The sequence below is a fragment of the Rhizobium sp. AC44/96 genome (assembly GCF_001692185.1).
GTDB lineage: Bacteria > Pseudomonadota > Alphaproteobacteria > Rhizobiales > Rhizobiaceae > Rhizobium.
In genome coordinates this window covers 1003272-1019230 of record NZ_LXKO01000001.1, presented here as the reverse complement: position 1 = coordinate 1019230, position 15959 = coordinate 1003272, and the positions used below count along the sequence as shown (strand labels likewise).

The following is a 15959-nucleotide window of genomic DNA, read 5'->3' as shown; positions in this document are numbered from 1 at the left end:
TGACAGCCGAATGAACCCCTCAAGGCTTATTCAGGGCACCTTTGTTCAACGCCGCCCATTGCAGCAGAATGATCGTCTTGAAATCCACGATCTCACCGGTCCCGATCATCGCCAGCGCTTCATCGAGGGGGACTTCGACGACTTCGATGTCCTCATGTTCTTCCGCCAGTCCACCACCATTCGAGATGCGACCGTCCGTGTCGATCGAGGCCGCGAAGAAGTGGACGACTTCGGTGCTGGAGCCTGGCGAACTGTAAGCCTTGAAGAGAAAACTGACGTCGCGGACACGGAAGCCGGTTTCCTCCATCGCTTCGCGTCGGATGGCAGCTTCGGGCTCCTCGCCATCGAGCAGGCCTGCCGGCGCTTCGACGATCCAGGCAGGCTCGCCGTGGAGGTGAACCGGAAGACGGAACTGCCGGACGAGTACTACCGTGTCGCGCCTGGGATCGTGAAGCAGGATCGTTGCCGCCGGGGTACGATGGTAGACCTCGCGATGCAGGCGATGGGTGTCGCCTTCCGAGTCGGTGTAGTCGATCTCGTAATTGCTAAGCCGCGTCCAGCCATCCGAGAGCGTCTTGTCGTGGACGATCTCAGCCTTTGCCTTTTCGAACTTCGTCATGCGGCATCCTTGCGAAGCCAAACCTTGTTGTCGTGGACGGCAGCGCCGCCATAGGGCGCGACGGGGTCGGCGCCGGTCAAAACGTTGATGCCCTCCCCATCCACATGCGCCTTGTTCGGCCACAGGCCCTCGGCGATCAGCACGCCCGGCTTGACCTCGGTCGTCAGCTTGGCGTGCAGGCGCACCTCGCCTCTGGCGTTGCCGACCTGGACGAGATCACCGTGGGCAATCCCCTGCACTTCCGCATCGGCGGGATTGATCATCAGCTCCGGCCGCCCCTCCTTCTGCCGCGAGGTCTTGGTCTCGGCGAAGCTGGAGTTCAGGAAGTTGCGGGCGGGTGACGTGGCGAGGCGGAACGGATGCTCAGCATCAGCCACTTCGATGACGTCGACCTGATCCGGGAACTGCGGCAGCTCCGGATAGGGGCCGAGCAGTCCGACGGCATCCGGCGGGCGGTTGGGTGCCGGCTGGTTGCGCCAGTCGGGGCGGAAGTGGAACCGGCCGTCGGCGTGGGCGAAGCCGTTGATGAAATGCGCGTCGTCGAAGTCCGGCTGGCGGTCGAACCATTTGTGTTCGAGGAAATGATCGTAGCCGGGCAGCTCGCTCGATTGCAGAACGCGGTCGATCATCTCGCGCGCCGTGAAGCCGAAGCCGGGACGATCGGCGACGCCGAGGCGCCTGGCGAGTTCCTCGATGACGAAGAGATTGGTGCGCACCGTTTCCGGCGGCTCGACCAGCTTGGGGCCGAGCAGGATGTGGTTCTGGCCGCCGGCGCGATAGATGTCGTCATGCTCGACGAACATGGTGGCGGGAATGACGATATCGGCCATCTCGGCGGTATCGGTCATGAACTGCTCGTGGACGGCGACGAAGAGGTCGTCGCGGGCAAAGCCGCGCTTCACCAGCCGCTGCTCCGGCGCGATGTTTACCGGGTTGGTGTTCTGGATCAGCATGGCAGTGACCGGGCCGCGATGGCGCAGCGCCACAGGGTCGCCCGTCAAGGCGCGGCCGATCTGCGACTGGTCGATCATGCGGATATCGGCATCCTTCATCGACTTGCCCGTGAGTTCCGCATTGTTCATGCGGAAGATGTCGCTGTTCGAATGGAAGGCGCCGCCGCCCTCATATTGCCAGGAGCCGAGAACGGTTGCGACCGAGGCCGCCGCGTGCATGGCGACCGCGCCGTTGCGCTGGCGGGTGAAGCCATAGCCGAGGCGGAAGAAGGTCTTCTTCGTCGTGCCGACGAGCTTGCCGAAGGCTTCGATCTCATCGACCGAGAGCCCGGTGACGGCGGCGGCCCACTCAGGCGTCTTCGTCTTCAGGTGCGCTTCGAGGCCGGCGGGATCGTCGGCATACTTCGCCATGTAGGCGCGGTCGGCATAGCCGTCGCGGAAGGCGATGTGCATGGCGGCGCAGGCGAGTGCGGCATCGGTGCCCGGCTTGAGGATAAGCGCCATGTCAGCCTGCTTCATCGTCGGGCTATCGTAGATATCGATGACGACGATCTTGGCGCCGCGTTCCTTGCGCGCCTTGATCGCATGGGTCATGACGTTGACCTGCGTGGCGACCGCGTTGGTACCCCAGATGACGACGCAATCGGTGCGCGCCATTTCGCGCGGATCCGGGCCTCTCAGCACGCCTGTCGCCATGGTGAAGCCGGTCCATGCCGGATTGGTGCAGATCGACGAGAAGAAGCCGGAATAGCGCTTGGCATGGCGCAGGCGATCGATGCTATCGCGCTGCACCCAGCCCATGGTGCCGGCGTAGAAATAGGGCCAGATCGCCTCGCTGCCATCCCTGGCCTCGGCCTTCACAAAAGCTTCGGCGATTTCATCCAGCGCGGCGTCCCAAGAGATCTGCTGCCACTCCCCCGCCCCCTTGGCGCCCTTGCGGCGCAGCGGGTGCATCAGGCGGTCGGGATGATAGAGCCGCTCGGCGTATCGCGCGACCTTGGCGCAGATGACGCCCGAGGTGTAGCTGTGGTCGTTTGCCCCGCGCACGCGGCCGATCCTGCCATCATCATTGACCTCAACTTCCAGCGCGCAGGTGGAGGGACAGTCATGCGGACAGGCAGTGTGGCCGATCCGGACTGAGGACTTCGGGGATTTGGCTTCGATGGGGGTCGCAATGTTCATGGAGTTTCTATATTCCAACCCGAAACCGGCCAAAAGCCGGAAACGACGCCCCTCACGCAAATTCATGTAGGCATCAGCGAAAATGAACTACCGCCACATCTATCATGCGGGCAACTTTGCCGATGTCCTGAAGCACGCGGTTCTCGCGCGTCTCGTCCGCTACATGCAGAAGAAGGATGCGGGCTTCCGCGTGCTCGATACACATGCCGGCATCGGGCTCTACGACCTCTCCTCGGAAGAGGCGCAGAAAACCGGCGAATGGCGCGACGGGATCGGCAAGATCATGGAGGCGGAGCTGGCGCCGCAGGTGGCGGAATTGCTCGAGCCCTATCTGACGGCGATCCGCGAGCTCAATCCTGACGGCGGCATGCGCTACTATCCCGGCTCGCCGAAGCTGTCGCGCATGCTCTTCCGTCCGCAGGACCGGCTGTCGGCAATGGAGCTGCATCCCGAGGATTACCAGCGGCTGCACCGCCTTTTCGAGGGCGATCATCATGCCCGCATCACCGAGCTCGACGGCTGGCTGTCGCTCGGCGCGCATCTGCCGCCGAAGGAGAAGCGCGGCATCGTGCTTGTTGATCCGCCCTTCGAGGAAGATGGCGAGTATGAGCGGCTGGTCGATGGCCTCGCCAAGGCGCATCGTCGCTTTCCCGGTGGCACCTACTGCCTGTGGTATCCGATCAAGAAAGGCGCGCCGATCAAGGAGTTCCACGAGGCGCTGCAGGCGCTCGATATTCCGAAAACACTTTGCGCCGAGCTCACCGTGCGCAGCGACCGTGGAATGAATACCGGACTGACCGGCTCGGGGCTCATCATCGTCAACCCGCCCTACACGCTGAAGGACGAGCTGCACCAGCTGCTGCCGGCGCTGAAGGATCACATGGCGCAGGACCGTTATGCCTCGCACCGGGCGTTCTGGCTGCGCGGCGAAAACAAGGCCGTGAAAGAGGATTGACCGACTCTTTCGCGCGCGAAATAGTCCCGGCACATTGCAAGCATTTTTGAGAGAGACCGACCATGAAGATCCTGTGTGCACCAACCTCGCCCTATTCCAGCAAGGTGCGCATGGCCGCGCGTTATCTCGAACTCGACGCGACCGAAATCCGCGTCGACACCAATGCCGGGCCGGCGATCCTCGTCGACAACAACCCGCTTGGCAAAATTCCGACCTTGCTCACCGATGACGGCATTTCGATCTACGACAGCGTCGCCATCATGCATTACTTCGGCCGTCTCAAGGGCAAGAAGCTCTATCCCGCGAAGAACGGAAAGCGCCTGGAAGCCGAGATCCTCGAAGCACTGTGCGACGGCATCTGCGACTGCCTGCTCGCCATCGTCTACGAGCGCCGTTTCCGTGACGAGGAAAAGGTGCATCAGCCGTGGATCGACCGCCAGTGGAAGAAGGCCATCAGCGGCCTCAGCCACCTCAGCGTTCATCTCCCGAAGATTGGCAAGAAGCTGCATGGCGGTCACTTCGCGCTGGCCGCGACGCTCGGCTACCTCGAGCTGCGCTTCAAGGGCCAGTGGGAAGCCGAACATTCCGAGCTCATCGGCTGGGCACGCGATTTCGAGAAGAAGTTTCCGGCCTACCCGGAGCTGAAGCCTCAGGGTTGAGTTTGCTCCCTGTCTGCCTTGACGAAGTCGATGAAGGCGCGCAGCGCCGTCGGTAATTGCCGACGGCTTGGATAATACAGGAAGAAGCCGGGGTAGAACGGGCACCAGTCCTCCAGCACCCTGACCAGCCTGCCGTCATCGATCGCGGTGCGCACCTGATCTTCGAAGAGATAGCCCAACCCACTCCCCTGGAAGACGGCGTCGGAGATAATATCCTGATCGCCCAGTGTCAGCGCCCCCTGAACGTCAATCTCCAACTCGACACCGCCGCGTTCGAACTCCCACCGATAGAAGGCGCCGCCGGCGAACCGATAGCGGATGCAGGCATGGTCCTTGAGATCGTGCGGCGTGATCGGCTTATTCCTGCCGTCGAAATAGCCGGGAGCGCCAACCACCGCAAAACGGTGGCGCGGACCGATCGGTACCGCGATCATATCGGCAGCAATGCTCTCGCCAAAGCGTATCCCGGCATCGAACCCGGACGAGACCATGTCGACAAGGGCGTCGTCGATAACGATTTCGACCTCGACCGAGGGATAGGCTCTCAGGAAGCGCGAGACGATCGGCAACAGCACGAGCCTTGTGGCTGCGCGAGCCGCGTTGATCCGCAACTTTCCATAGGGCTGGCCACGAAACGTGTCGAGATCATCGAGCGCCGCATCGATATCGAGGAAGGCTGGTCGTATCCGGTCGAACAGTCTCTCGCCTGCCTCCGTCAGCGCAACACCGCGGGTGGTGCGGTTGACCAGACGAACCTCAAGCCTCCCTTCGATCGCCCTTAAAGCGTGACTCAAGGCCGATGCCGTCACACCGAGTTCGACCGCCGCTTTTCGGAAACTGCGGTGAGTGGCTATTGCCAGGAAGATGGCGAGATCGGTCGAGCGTACACGTCGCATTGATGAATATTTCTCAACAGCTCATGGAGAATAAGGTAAATTCCCTCACCAATATCCATACGCTACCTTGGTCGTGTCAGTAAATCACAACCGAAAGGAAAAGGTCATGCGTGTCTGGTTCATCACTGGTGCATCGAGAGGTTTCGGTGCCCTCATCACTCAGGAAGCTCTCAACGCCGGAGATGCCGTCGTGGCGACGGCGCGCAATCCTCAGGGTCTGCAGGAGAAGTTTGGCAATCACCCAAATCTCCTCACCGTATCCCTGGATGTCACCGACGAAACGTCGGCGCACGAGGCTGCCGAACAGGCCGTCAAGCGGTTCGGCCGTATCGATATCCTCCTCAACAACGCCGGCTTCGGTCTGCTGGGTGCTGTCGAGGAGGCAACAATGAGCGAGATCGAAAAGCTCTACCAAACCAATGTCTTCGGGCTGCTGAACGTGACCCGCGCCGTGCTGCCGCATATGCGCCGCCAGCGTTCGGGTCACGTCATCAACATCTCTTCGATTGGCGGCTATGTCTCACATGCCGGCTGGGGCATCTATTGCTCGACCAAGTTCGCCGTGGAAGGCCTGACGGAAGCGCTGGCCGCAGAAGTCGCGCCGCTGGGCATCAAGGCAACGGTTGTCGAGCCCGGCTTTTTCCGCACCGATTTCCTTGACGAGAGCTCGCTTTCGGTAAGCCCCAGTTCGATTGCCGACTACCAGGAGACACCGGTGGGCGCGATGCGCGAATTCGCTGCAGGCCACAATCACCAGCAACCCGGTGACCCTGCCCGCTTTGCCAAGGCAATGATCACCTTGGCGCACTCCAACAATCCGCCGCTGCGCATGCCGTTCGGCAGCGATACGGTTGCCGCGATCGAAAAGAAGAATGCCGATGTTGCCGAGGAACTCAAGGCATGGCGCGATCTTGCTCTATCGACCGACTTCCCCCGCGAAAGCAACGCCGCCTGATCGCGCGTGGGCAACAAGAAAGCCGGGCACTTGGCCCGGCTTTTTCGCATTCGATGTTCGGCTTAGAACTTCATGCCGATACCGACCTTGACGCTGTGTTCGTCATAGCCGCGCGAGATGTTCGAGCCGCCGATGTCGAAGTCATTGTGCTGGTAGTCGGTGTAACGGTATTCAACACGAGCCGTGATGTTGTTGGTCACGAAGGTTTCAGCACCGGCGCCGACCGTGTAGCCGAGCGCGGTATCGGTGTCCGAACCGTTGCCGTTGCTGAACTTGTTCTTGGTCGCAGCAAGCCCGGCAGTGCCGTACAGCAGGAACGGGTTCAGGTCGTAACCGATACGGCCACGGATCGAGCCGTTGACTTCGTTCTTGGCCGTACCGCCATGTGCAGCGCCGTCAGCACCGGAATAGCCGATGTCGCCTTCAACGCCGTATACGATCTGACCCTGCTGCCAGTTGTAGCCGCTGTAGATCTGGCCACCAATCGCACGAGCGTTGTACTTGTCGGTGAAGCTGCCCATGTTGTAGGTGCCGGCGCCGCCGAGATAGAAGCCCTGCCAGGTTGCAGCCGGAGCCGGCTCATTCTGTGCAACCGGAGCTTCCGGGATCTGGTCGACGGCGTCTGCTGCATAAGCAGCGGAGAAGCCACCGAGGGCAACGGTCGAAACCAACAGGCTAGCAATAAAAGTACGCATACTCGTCTCCTTTCAAACCCGCGTCCTTCGTCAACTGTCTTACAGCGAAGCATTCGCGAGCAATTACGCATGTCCCTTTCGGATCGAGAGGGAAATTGATGCCCAAATGAGGATTTGAAAGAGCCAAAATGTGATTTGATTGTGGCGCCTGGGTGGCTGAAATTCGATGTTGCTTTACCGCAACAGACTACTTGTTAACCATAATGAATGGTTAAGTCATGAATACTTATTTTATCGAATTATTTTCTTAAATAATACATACAACATCCAAGCCTTGTGGGCAATCGAAACCCCTATTTATAAGGTCTACACACACGCCTATATAAGCAGCGCACAGACTCGCGCGACGAAGAGGCATGATTTTGAACGACAAAAGACTTCGAACCGCATTGGTGACCGGCGCGGCCAAAAGAATAGGCCGGGCGATAGTCGAAGATCTTGCAGCAAACGGCTTTGCCGTCGCCATCCATGCGAACCGCTCGATCGAGGCGGCCGAAAATTTCGCGGCGGAATTGCGGCAAAAGGGATTTCGGGCAATTTCGCTGCAGGCAAATTTAATGGATACGCAAGCGACGAACGACCTCCTGAAACAGGCTTCCGAGGCACTCGGGCCGATCGATTTGCTGGTCAATAATGCGTCGGCGTTCCACAATGATTCGGCGCATCATTTCGATGCGACGGCATGGGAGGAGCATTTCGCGCTGCATGTTCGGGCGCCGTCCATCCTTGCTGCAGCCTTTGCCGAGCGATTGCCGGCCAGCGATGCCGGGCTGATCGTCAATGTGATTGACCAGCGGGTCTGGGCACTCAATCCCGGCTTCTATTCCTATACCTTGTCCAAGGCCGCGCTGTGGACAGCGACACAGACCATGGCGCAGAGCTTTGCGCCGCGAATTCGCGTCAACGCGCTCGGCCCCGGCCCGACGGTTCGCAGCGCGCGACAGAGCGAAGAGGACTTCCAGGCGCAGGTCGCCGGCCTTATCATGAAGGCGGGGCCGGGATTCGGCGAGTTCGGACGGACGATCCGCTTCCTCTACGATACGCCCTCGATCACCGGCCAAATGATTGCCCTCGATGGCGGCCAGCACCTTGCATGGCAGACGCCCGATGTGGCGGAGATTACGGAATGAACTCAAGGAAGCTGCCGGACGGCGGCGTTCTTTACGACGAAAATGACGAGGCCGACGACGATATCGAAGTGGAGAGCGAAGCCTCCGCTGCGCCGCTTGCCGCTGCGATCGACTGGAACGAAGGCGGGACCAATGAGACCGGCCTCGTCGGCGCGGATCTGATCGCCGAATTCGTCAAGCGACTGCCGAACAGCCCGGGCGTCTACCGCATGTTCAACGAGGCCGGCGACGTCCTTTATGTCGGCAAGGCGCGGAGCCTGAAGAAGCGCGTCAGCAACTATGCGATGGGTCGTGTCCACTCCAACCGCATCGCGCAGATGGTGCGGCAGACCGCGCATATGGAGTTCGTGACGACAAGGACCGAGATCGAGGCGCTCCTCCTGGAGGCGAATCTGATCAAGCGCTTGCGGCCGCGCTTTAACGTGCTGCTGCGCGACGACAAGTCGTTTCCCTATATCCTAATCAGCGGCGACCACCGCGCGCCCGCCATCCTGAAGCATCGTGGCGCCCGCGCCCGCAAGGGCGATTATTTCGGCCCGTTTGCATCCGCCGGTGCGGTCGGTCGCACCATCAATTCGCTGCAGCGCGCCTTTTTGATCCGCACCTGTACCGACAGTGTCTTCGAGACGCGTACCCGGCCCTGCCTGCTCTACCAGATCAAGCGCTGTTCGGCGCCCTGCACGCATGAAATCAGCGATGCGGGGTATGGCGAACTGGTGCAGGAGGCCAAGGACTTCCTTTCCGGCAAGAGCCAGAAGGTGAAGGAGCATATGGCCGAGGCGATGAACCAGGCGGCCGAGGATCTGGATTTCGAGCAGGCGGCCGTTTATCGCGACCGCCTCGCCTCGCTGTCGCATGTCTCCAGCCATCAGGGCATCAACCCTGCCGGGGTCGAGGAGGCCGACGTCTTCGCGATCCACCACGAAGGGGGAATTTCCTGCATTCAGGTGTTCTTCTTCCGGACCGGACAGAACTGGGGCAACCGGGCTTATTTTCCGAAAGCCGATCCGCAGCTCACCGGCGCCGAGGTGCTGAGCGCCTTCCTCGCACAGTTCTATGACGACAAGCCGGTGCCGAAGCAGATCCTGCTCTCCGAGACGGTCGATGAGATGGAGCTGCTGTCGGCCGCACTTGCCGAGAAGGCCGGACACAAGGTTTCGATCCTGGTACCGCAGCGCGGCGAGAAGCGCGATCTGGTCGATCATGTCGTCGGCAATGCGCGCGAGGCGCATGGGCGCAAGCTAGCGGAAACTGCCTCGCAGTCCCGGCTGCTGGAAGGGTTCAAGGACACCTTCAAGCTTCCATACTTGCCGCAGCGCGTCGAGATCTACGATAACTCCCATATCATGGGTACCAATGCCGTCGGCGGCATGGTGGTCGCGGGGCCGGAAGGCTTCGTGAAGAACCATTACCGCAAGTTCAATATCAAATCGACCGACATCACGCCCGGCGACGACTTCGGGATGATGCGGGAAGTGATGACGCGGCGGTTCACCCGACTGATCAAGGAAGAAGGCATTCCCGATCGCAGCCAGCCAGTCTCGACCGCCGATGCAGCGGATATGCCCTTCCCGGCTTGGCCCGACGTAATCCTGATCGACGGCGGCCAGGGACAGATGACGGCCGTTCGGGCTATCCTCGAAGAGCTCGGGATTACCGACAGCGTCATCGCCATCGGCGTTGCCAAGGGTGTCGATCGCGACGCGGGACGCGAGCGGTTCTTCCTGCCGGCCGGCGAGAGCTTCACCTTGCCGCCGCGCGACCCGGTTCTCTATTTCACCCAGCGCATGCGTGACGAGGCACACCGTTTCGCCATCGGCTCGCATCGCGCACGGCGCAAGAAGGAGATGGTGAAGAATCCGCTCGACGAGATCGGCGGCATTGGGCCTTCGCGCAAACGTGCGCTGCTCCAGCATTTCGGAACGGCGAAGGCTGTTTCGCGGGCGGCGCTGTCGGATCTGATGGCTGTCGAGGGGATTTCGGAAACCGTCGCCAAGCAGGTTTACAATCATTTTCACGACGACGCCGCGAAATAGGTGGCGTCGGTCGCAAATTCCACGCAATGGAAGCAAAAAAACAGAAAGAATGTTGACGCTTTGCAGTCAAAGCCGTCATCTACCGGCGCATCAATTCAGAGAACAGTTCATGGCATCGCGCGCATATAGCATCCCCAATTTGTTGACCTACGGCCGTATCCTCGCGGTACCGTTGATCGTCCTGTGCTTCTTCCTCGAAGGAAAGCTCGCGATCAGCAACACCGCGCGATGGGTTGCGCTGTGGATCTTCGTCATTGCGTCGATCACCGACTTCCTCGACGGCTATCTTGCCCGCATATGGAACCAGACCTCGAATATCGGCCGGATGCTCGACCCGATCGCCGACAAGCTGCTTGTTGCCTCGATTCTTCTGCTCGTGGCTGCGGACCAGACCATTGCCGGCTGGTCGATCTGGGCGGCGATCACCATTCTCTGCCGCGAAATCCTGGTATCGGGCCTGCGCGAATATCTCGCAGCGCTGAAGGTCAGCGTACCGGTGACCCGCATCGCCAAGTGGAAGACCACGGTACAGCTGGTCGCCATCGCCTTCTTGCTGGCGGGCCCCGCCGGCGACGAGATCTTCCCCTTCACGACGAAGACCGGCATCGGCCTCCTCTGGATTGCGGCAATCCTGACCATCTACACCGGCTACGATTATTTCCGGGCCGGCCTGAAGCACATCGTGGATGACGAAGAATGACAAAACTCGTCTATTTCGCCTGGGTGCGTGAACGGATCGGCAAGGGCGAGGAAGACATCGCCCTGCCCCAATCAGTGGTGACCGTTTCCGATCTTCTGAGTCATTTGAAGACGCTGGGCGAAGAGTATGAGACGGCACTTCAGTTTCCTGACGTGATCCGTGTGGCGCTCGACCAGGAACATGTCGAACATGACGAGCCGATCGGCGACGCACGGGAGATCGGCATTTTCCCGCCAATGACCGGGGGCTGACATGACCGGCGTGGTCGAGCCTCATATCCGGGTACAGCCCGGGGACTTCGATCTCCAAGGCGAGGTCCACCGGCTTACGCATGAGACGCGCGGCGTCGGCGCCATCGTGACGTTCTCCGGCCTGTGCCGGGATGAAGGCGGCACCTTGGCGGCCCTTGAGCTTGAGCACTACCCCGGCATGGCGGAAGCGGAAATGACTCGGATCGCCAGGCTTGCGATCGAGCGCTTCCACCTTCTGGGACTGACGGTCATCCACCGCTATGGAAAGATCGTGGCCGGCGCCAATATCGTCCTTGTGGTTGCCGCAGCTCCCCATCGTCAGGCTGCCTTCGACGGCGCCAATTTCGTCATGGATTTCCTGAAGACATCCGCGCCCTTCTGGAAAAAGGAACATGGTAAGGACGGCGCTACCGGCGACTGGGTTACCGCGAAAAGCGCGGACGACAAGGCGCACGACAAGTGGAAATAGTCACGGGATGGCGCGTTCGCGCCTGCTGAGCACCAGCAACAGCACGAGCAGCGTGAAGACCACCAGATCGCGCCAAATGAACGGTCCATAGGCCGTCCACAAGGTTTCGATCAAACCGAGACCGGCGGCGCCTCCCGCTGATTTCAGCGGATCGGAATAGCCTCCCACGGCGGCGACCATCAGGACCTTCAAGCCGAACATCAATCCGGCGCCGAAATCCATGGTGCCGTAATAGGCGGTAGAGAGAATGCCGCAAAGGCTTGCGACCAGTACGGCAGCGGCATAGGCGAGCAGAAAGACCTTGTCGGCGCTGGTGCCGCATAGCTCCGCCGCCAGCGGATCGTCGGTCACCGCCCGCCACACGCGCCCCCAGGATGTTCGCTTCAAAATGAGAGCGCCGATCGCCACGAAGGCGCACATGAGGATCGTGTTGGCGAGCTGGATCTCGGTCAGCACCACCTCGAAGCCGCCGCTGCGCCAGAAGACGACACGGTCATTCAGAAAAGGCGAAAGCCAGAGGCTGCGGGTATCCGATGCCAGCCGGGCTGTCTCCATCAGGACGATCGTAATCCCCAAGGCCGCGACGATCACGGTATTCGATGATTGGCGAACCAGCGGCATCATAATCGACCGACCGATCCATACCCCCGCCCCCATCGAGTAGAGCAGCGAGGCAGCCACACCGAGCGCCAAGGCTGCCGGCAGGATAAGCCACAGCCGGTTGTAGCCGAAGTCGGTGAACAGCAGCAAAATCTGGCCGGAGAATGCGAAAATCGCGCCATAGGTGATGTCGGCCCGCTTCGTGACGCCGAAGGCGACCGCATAGCCGAAGGCAAGCGCGGCGTAGAGCGCGGCCAATGGTATCGCATTCGCCAATTGCTGCAGCAGGTAGGCCATCGATCACTCCCAGTTCGAAATAATAACTGGCAAAACTCATTTTACCAGTTATATTTTTGAGATGAGCTTTTCGTGGACCGCACATCGCTTCTCGGGCGGAGCCTTAGCCCTGGACGTCGCCAACAGCGTCATTCTCAGGCACGATGACGAACGGCGCGTCGATCGCTTTGCAGCGCCGGAGCAACTAGAGGCATTTCCCGAAGCGGCCACCGAATTCTGCGTCGAGCGCACGCTGTTCGGGGACATCGCCCCTGTGGCTTCGGAAAACCAGAGCAATTTCCTGGCGCTACGCGAGGCAACGGATCGGTACTTCCGCAAGCGCGTATCGACCGGCAGCGACGATACGCTTCTTGCCCAGCTTCTCGAGGCGATCGCGCTGATCCTTCGCGGCGGACCGGGATCCGAGGGTCTCGACAAGGCAACGGCACAATCCGCGCTGCGGTTGGTCACGATGCCCGAACCCGAGCGGATGAAGATATGCCGGAACTGCGGCTGGCTGTTCCTTGACCGCAGCAAGAACAAGAGCCGCGCCTGGTGCGACATGGCCGTCTGCGGCAACCGCGCCAAGGCGAACCGACATTATCGCCGCAGAAAAGAGGAGGAAGCGCCATGAAAGCGCTATCGATAGCCATGCTCGCGGCTGCGACCCTGCTTGCCGGATGCCAACGCGAAGGCGACAATTTGGTTGAACTGACGGGCCGCGTCTTCGTCTTCAACTATCGCGTGGCCGTCGCGACCTATGTCGTGACGCTCAACAAGAAGATGGCAATCCCCGAGGGCACAGTGGCGATCGCCGAATTCGAGAACCCCGCGGGTGGCGCGCCCCTCGTTACCAACGAGAAGATCTATCCCTTCTGGGACAAGATCACGCTGCAGAGCCCGGCAGTGCACTGCGTCAAGAAAGACAAGCCCTACGCAGTCAATGTGCGGTTGGTCGACACAAGCGGAAAGACGCTTCAAAGCTTGAAGACGGAGGTTATTTCCAGCCTCGATCAATCGGTCATGCCGGGCAAGCCGCTTGTAATCGGGCCGTTCTACACGAAGAACCCCGAGGTCTTCAAACCGGACGGCACGGTGGACTACGATAGCGCCGACACCTGCCCTTCGACATAGAAAAAGCCGGGGCTATGCCCCGGCTTCATGAGTCACTTCAATGCGTTCAGCGGATTTGCTGAACTCTTGAATCAGCCGACGATTTCGGTGTCGGAGAACCAGTACTTGATTTCCTGGGCAGCCGTCTCAGGAGCGTCCGAGCCGTGAACCGAGTTTTCGCCGATCGACAGAGCGTGAACCTTGCGGATCGTGCCTTCGTCAGCGTTTGCCGGGTTGGTCGCGCCCATGATTTCGCGGTTCTTCAGGATGGCGCCTTCGCCTTCCAGAACCTGAACGATGGTCGGGCCAGAGGTCATGCCTTCAACCAGTTCGCCGAAGAAGGGGCGTTCCTTGTGAACAGCGTAGAAGCCTTCTGCTTCGCGCTTGCTCATCCAGACGCGCTTGGAGGCGACGACGCGCAGGCCGGCATCTTCGAGCATCTTGGTGATAGCGCCCGTCAGGTTGCGCTTCGTTGCGTCCGGCTTGATCATCGAGAAGGTGCGTTCAATCGCCATTGTAATAATCCTCAGTTATCGGGGAAAAGTGGGCGGTGTTTACCCGTCCGATTGCCTGAAAACAAGGGGGGACCGGTAATTTCACGATGCCGTCATAGAGCATGTGGTCGCGTCGACCGACCATCACGCAATTTCATGAGATCATCACCGCCAAAGAGGCGACATACGCCTGCTATACTGCGAAGAAGAATGAATGGAGGCCAAAATGCTAAAGCAATACAGGATGTTTGCCGATTACAACCGGTGGGCCAATGCTCTCGTCTACGATGCTGCATCGGAATTGACGCAGGCGGAGTTTCACGACAACCGCGGCGCTTTCTTCGGGTCGCTGGCTGGCACGCTGAACCACCTTGTCGCGGCCGACCGCATCTGGATGAAGCGTTTCACCGGACAAGGAGACGCGCCGGTGAAGCTCAATTCCTTATTGCATGACGATTTCGCGTCACTGCGCCAGGCAAGACGGGTTGAAGACCAGCGGATCATCGACTGGGTGAACGGCCTGGACGAAAGCACGCTCGCCGGGACCTTTACCTACACGCCGATAACGCAGCCGATCGAGATCACTCAACCGCTGTGGGCGGCTGTTTCCCACTTCTTCAATCACCAGACCCATCATCGCGGACAGTGCCACATGACGCTCACCGCGCTTGGCAAACCCAGCCTTGTCCTGGATCTGGTCTACTACCTGCGTGCAGACGGCAAGAAGTGGCTCGAGGGCTGATCGTCAAGGGGGCATTAACCGCGTTTGGGGATCGACACGGCCGATGTGGCCCGAAACGAGGCAAATTCAGCCTATCTTAAATGCTGGGAGGCATAGCAGAACCAACGCCAGGCCGGACGAGCCACAGAGCGAGGGGCAGTTATGCGAAACGCAGCTTCGAATGCACAGGTTCAGCGCGAGGCCGCACGCCCGGCTGCGGCCAGTGATATCCAGCGGATCGGCCAGCACATCGCCAGGCTCGGAATCGCCGGCATTCCGCGCAACTACGAGCTCCTTTACGAAGCCATCATCGGGCAGAACGCCGCGCTGGCGCAGGACATCGCGGCGCTTGGGGGAAGCCCACGACAGCAGTCACTCGATGAGCTTGGCCTGAAGTATCGCCTCGTCGGCCATTGCGGTCTCGTCGGCAACGCCTCACAGGCGGAAACCGGGAAGATCCTGCAGGATGCAGCCGAGCGCCTGTCCGAGAGCCTTGGCCAGAAGCACGCCTTCGTGCGCGCGGCCGAAGCCGTCCTGCGGTCGATCTCCGACAACCCCAGCCAAAGCCTGTCGTCCTTCATGGGCGAGATGGAGTTCCTGTCGACGTCGCTCGGAGAACTGCTCAACGGCGAGACGAACCTGGAAGCCAAGCTGCGAAGCGACATCGAGCGGCTGGAAGCCCTTGAGCGTGGGGTCGCGGCAGCGCAATCCGCATCGGCAACGGACAAGCTCACCGGCCTTCCAAACCGCATCGCGCTGAACAAGACAATGCTCGACCTCTACGAAAGCGACGACGGCGCAGCAGGCAATGCGCTCATCATGGTCGATATCGACGACTTCAAGGCGTTGAACGCCCGCTATGGTACCCAGGCGGGAAGCCGGCTGCTGAAGAAGCTTGCGGATCTCTTCCGCAAGTCGATCAAGAAACACGACTTCGTCGCGCGCACCGACGGCGACGAATTCACGTTCCTGTTCACCAATGTGGGCATGCAGGAAGCGATGGCGATCGCCGAGCGACTGCGCTCCTCGGTCGAGGACAACATCGTCTTCGCGGCAACCGATACTGTCGCTGCCACCAAGCTGACAATCTCTCTCGGCATCGCCCTGAGCGCGGACGCAACGACCGCATCGCAACTGCAGGCGAATGCGCGCATTGCCCTGCACGCGGCGCAATCCAATCGACGCCAACCTGTGCAGGCATTCGGGCGGTGACAGACCGGCTCTTGCACTGATCGATGCTTTCGGCCAAAACGCC

At 60.5% G+C, this 15959-nt stretch carries 18 protein-coding genes; 12 read left to right on the top strand and 6 right to left on the bottom strand.

Annotated features, from left to right (window positions below; all coding sequences use genetic code 11):
• Positions 1-19: 19 nt before the first annotated feature.
• Positions 20-619 carry an NUDIX domain-containing protein gene (locus A6U87_RS04940; protein ID WP_065690060.1) on the bottom strand — a complete coding sequence of 200 codons (600 nt, stop codon included), beginning with the start codon at positions 617-619 and terminating at the stop codon, positions 20-22.
• Positions 616-2754, bottom strand: a complete 2139-nt coding sequence (locus A6U87_RS04935) for a molybdopterin-dependent oxidoreductase (RefSeq protein ID WP_065690059.1) — start codon at positions 2752-2754, stop codon at positions 616-618. Before A6U87_RS04935 ends, A6U87_RS04940 begins: the two co-directional genes overlap by 4 nt.
• Positions 2755-2836: 82 nt before the next feature.
• Here A6U87_RS04935 and A6U87_RS04930 point away from each other — a divergent pair, with 82 nt between their 5' ends.
• On the top strand, positions 2837-3709 hold the full coding sequence (locus A6U87_RS04930; RefSeq protein WP_065690058.1) for a 23S rRNA (adenine(2030)-N(6))-methyltransferase RlmJ: 873 nt from the start codon (positions 2837-2839) through the stop codon (positions 3707-3709).
• Between the two features lie 62 nt (positions 3710-3771).
• Positions 3772-4368, top strand: coding sequence for a glutathione S-transferase family protein (locus A6U87_RS04925; protein ID WP_065690057.1), 597 nt, complete (start codon positions 3772-3774; stop codon positions 4366-4368).
• Here A6U87_RS04925 and A6U87_RS04920 read toward each other — a convergent pair.
• Positions 4359-5264, bottom strand: a complete 906-nt coding sequence (locus tag A6U87_RS04920; protein WP_065690056.1) for a LysR family transcriptional regulator — start codon at positions 5262-5264, stop codon at positions 4359-4361. The two genes, A6U87_RS04925 and A6U87_RS04920, sit on opposite strands and share 10 nt — an antisense overlap.
• Before the next feature lie 106 nt (positions 5265-5370).
• Here A6U87_RS04920 and A6U87_RS04915 point away from each other — a divergent pair, with 106 nt between their 5' ends.
• Positions 5371-6219 (top strand): oxidoreductase, encoded by an 849-nt coding sequence (locus A6U87_RS04915; protein ID WP_065690055.1) that lies wholly within the window; start codon positions 5371-5373, stop codon positions 6217-6219.
• 62 nt (positions 6220-6281) lie between these two features.
• Here the strand turns inward: A6U87_RS04915 and A6U87_RS04910 are convergent, their stop codons facing one another.
• Positions 6282-6914, bottom strand: a complete 633-nt coding sequence (locus tag A6U87_RS04910) for an outer membrane protein (RefSeq protein ID WP_065690054.1) — start codon at positions 6912-6914, stop codon at positions 6282-6284.
• Positions 6915-7276: 362 nt separating this feature from the next.
• Here A6U87_RS04910 and A6U87_RS04905 point away from each other — a divergent pair, with 362 nt between their 5' ends.
• From A6U87_RS04905 to A6U87_RS04885, 5 genes are all read left to right on the top strand, one after another.
• The gene (locus tag A6U87_RS04905) at positions 7277-8044 is read left to right on the top strand and encodes an SDR family oxidoreductase (protein WP_065690287.1); all 768 of its coding nucleotides are present in this window, start codon (positions 7277-7279) and stop codon (positions 8042-8044) included.
• A complete protein-coding gene (gene uvrC, locus A6U87_RS04900) occupies positions 8041-10080 on the top strand; it encodes an excinuclease ABC subunit UvrC (protein ID WP_065690053.1) in 2040 nt (679 codons plus the stop codon). The genes A6U87_RS04905 and uvrC overlap by 4 nt, the downstream gene beginning before the upstream one ends.
• Before the next feature lie 109 nt (positions 10081-10189).
• Positions 10190-10780 carry a CDP-diacylglycerol--glycerol-3-phosphate 3-phosphatidyltransferase gene (gene pgsA / locus A6U87_RS04895; protein ID WP_065690052.1) on the top strand — a complete coding sequence of 197 codons (591 nt, stop codon included), beginning with the start codon at positions 10190-10192 and terminating at the stop codon, positions 10778-10780.
• Positions 10777-11031: a molybdopterin converting factor subunit 1 gene (gene moaD, locus A6U87_RS04890; RefSeq protein WP_065690051.1), complete on the top strand. Its 255-nt coding sequence runs from the start codon at positions 10777-10779 to the stop codon at positions 11029-11031. Before pgsA ends, moaD begins: the two co-directional genes overlap by 4 nt.
• 1 nt (position 11032) lies before the next feature.
• Complete coding sequence (locus tag A6U87_RS04885) at positions 11033-11500, top strand: molybdenum cofactor biosynthesis protein MoaE (protein WP_065690050.1); 468 nt, start codon at positions 11033-11035, stop codon at positions 11498-11500.
• Here the strand turns inward: A6U87_RS04885 and A6U87_RS04880 are convergent, their stop codons facing one another.
• Entirely contained in the window at positions 11501-12397 is an 897-nt protein-coding gene (locus A6U87_RS04880; protein WP_065690049.1) for a branched-chain amino acid ABC transporter permease, read from the bottom strand.
• Positions 12398-12458: 61 nt separating this feature from the next.
• On the opposite strand from A6U87_RS04880, the gene A6U87_RS04875 reads away from it, so the two are divergent.
• The gene (locus A6U87_RS04875; protein ID WP_065690048.1) at positions 12459-13010 is read left to right on the top strand and encodes a CGNR zinc finger domain-containing protein; all 552 of its coding nucleotides are present in this window, start codon (positions 12459-12461) and stop codon (positions 13008-13010) included.
• The gene (locus A6U87_RS04870) at positions 13007-13510 is read left to right on the top strand and encodes a hypothetical protein (RefSeq protein WP_065690047.1); all 504 of its coding nucleotides are present in this window, start codon (positions 13007-13009) and stop codon (positions 13508-13510) included. The genes A6U87_RS04875 and A6U87_RS04870 overlap by 4 nt, the downstream gene beginning before the upstream one ends.
• 71 nt (positions 13511-13581) lie before the next feature.
• Here A6U87_RS04870 and ndk read toward each other — a convergent pair whose 3' ends face one another.
• On the bottom strand, positions 13582-14004 hold the full coding sequence (ndk, locus tag A6U87_RS04865; RefSeq protein ID WP_016553456.1) for a nucleoside-diphosphate kinase: 423 nt from the start codon (positions 14002-14004) through the stop codon (positions 13582-13584).
• Positions 14005-14209: 205 nt separating this feature from the next.
• Between ndk and A6U87_RS04860 the strand changes: the two genes are divergently transcribed.
• Both A6U87_RS04860 and A6U87_RS04855 read left to right on the top strand, forming a co-directional pair.
• Complete coding sequence (locus A6U87_RS04860) at positions 14210-14725, top strand: DinB family protein (protein ID WP_065690286.1); 516 nt, start codon at positions 14210-14212, stop codon at positions 14723-14725.
• Positions 14726-14866: 141 nt separating this feature from the next.
• Positions 14867-15916: a diguanylate cyclase gene (locus tag A6U87_RS04855; protein ID WP_065690046.1), complete on the top strand. Its 1050-nt coding sequence runs from the start codon at positions 14867-14869 to the stop codon at positions 15914-15916.
• The last annotated feature ends 43 nt before the right edge of the window (positions 15917-15959 follow it).

Bases quoted from the DNA above. Each gene is read 5' to 3' on its own strand.
- A6U87_RS04940 (WP_065690060.1), bottom strand. From the start codon at position 619: ATGACGAAGTTCGAAAAGGCAAAGGCTGAGATCGTCCACGACAAGACG.
- A6U87_RS04935 (WP_065690059.1), bottom strand. From the start codon at position 2,754: ATGAACATTGCGACCCCCATCGAAGCCAAATCCCCGAAGTCCTCAGTC.
- A6U87_RS04930 (WP_065690058.1), top strand. From the start codon at position 2,837: ATGAACTACCGCCACATCTATCATGCGGGCAACTTTGCCGATGTCCTG.
- A6U87_RS04925 (WP_065690057.1), top strand. From the start codon at position 3,772: ATGAAGATCCTGTGTGCACCAACCTCGCCCTATTCCAGCAAGGTGCGC.
- A6U87_RS04920 (WP_065690056.1), bottom strand. From the start codon at position 5,264: ATGCGACGTGTACGCTCGACCGATCTCGCCATCTTCCTGGCAATAGCC.
- A6U87_RS04915 (WP_065690055.1), top strand. From the start codon at position 5,371: ATGCGTGTCTGGTTCATCACTGGTGCATCGAGAGGTTTCGGTGCCCTC.
- A6U87_RS04910 (WP_065690054.1), bottom strand. From the start codon at position 6,914: ATGCGTACTTTTATTGCTAGCCTGTTGGTTTCGACCGTTGCCCTCGGT.
- uvrC (WP_065690053.1), top strand. From the start codon at position 8,041: ATGAACTCAAGGAAGCTGCCGGACGGCGGCGTTCTTTACGACGAAAAT.
- pgsA (WP_065690052.1), top strand. From the start codon at position 10,190: ATGGCATCGCGCGCATATAGCATCCCCAATTTGTTGACCTACGGCCGT.
- moaD (WP_065690051.1), top strand. From the start codon at position 10,777: ATGACAAAACTCGTCTATTTCGCCTGGGTGCGTGAACGGATCGGCAAG.
- A6U87_RS04885 (WP_065690050.1), top strand. From the start codon at position 11,033: ATGACCGGCGTGGTCGAGCCTCATATCCGGGTACAGCCCGGGGACTTC.
- A6U87_RS04880 (WP_065690049.1), bottom strand. From the start codon at position 12,397: ATGGCCTACCTGCTGCAGCAATTGGCGAATGCGATACCATTGGCCGCG.
- A6U87_RS04875 (WP_065690048.1), top strand. From the start codon at position 12,459: ATGAGCTTTTCGTGGACCGCACATCGCTTCTCGGGCGGAGCCTTAGCC.
- A6U87_RS04870 (WP_065690047.1), top strand. From the start codon at position 13,007: ATGAAAGCGCTATCGATAGCCATGCTCGCGGCTGCGACCCTGCTTGCC.
- ndk (WP_016553456.1), bottom strand. From the start codon at position 14,004: ATGGCGATTGAACGCACCTTCTCGATGATCAAGCCGGACGCAACGAAG.
- A6U87_RS04860 (WP_065690286.1), top strand. From the start codon at position 14,210: ATGCTAAAGCAATACAGGATGTTTGCCGATTACAACCGGTGGGCCAAT.
- A6U87_RS04855 (WP_065690046.1), top strand. From the start codon at position 14,867: ATGCGAAACGCAGCTTCGAATGCACAGGTTCAGCGCGAGGCCGCACGC.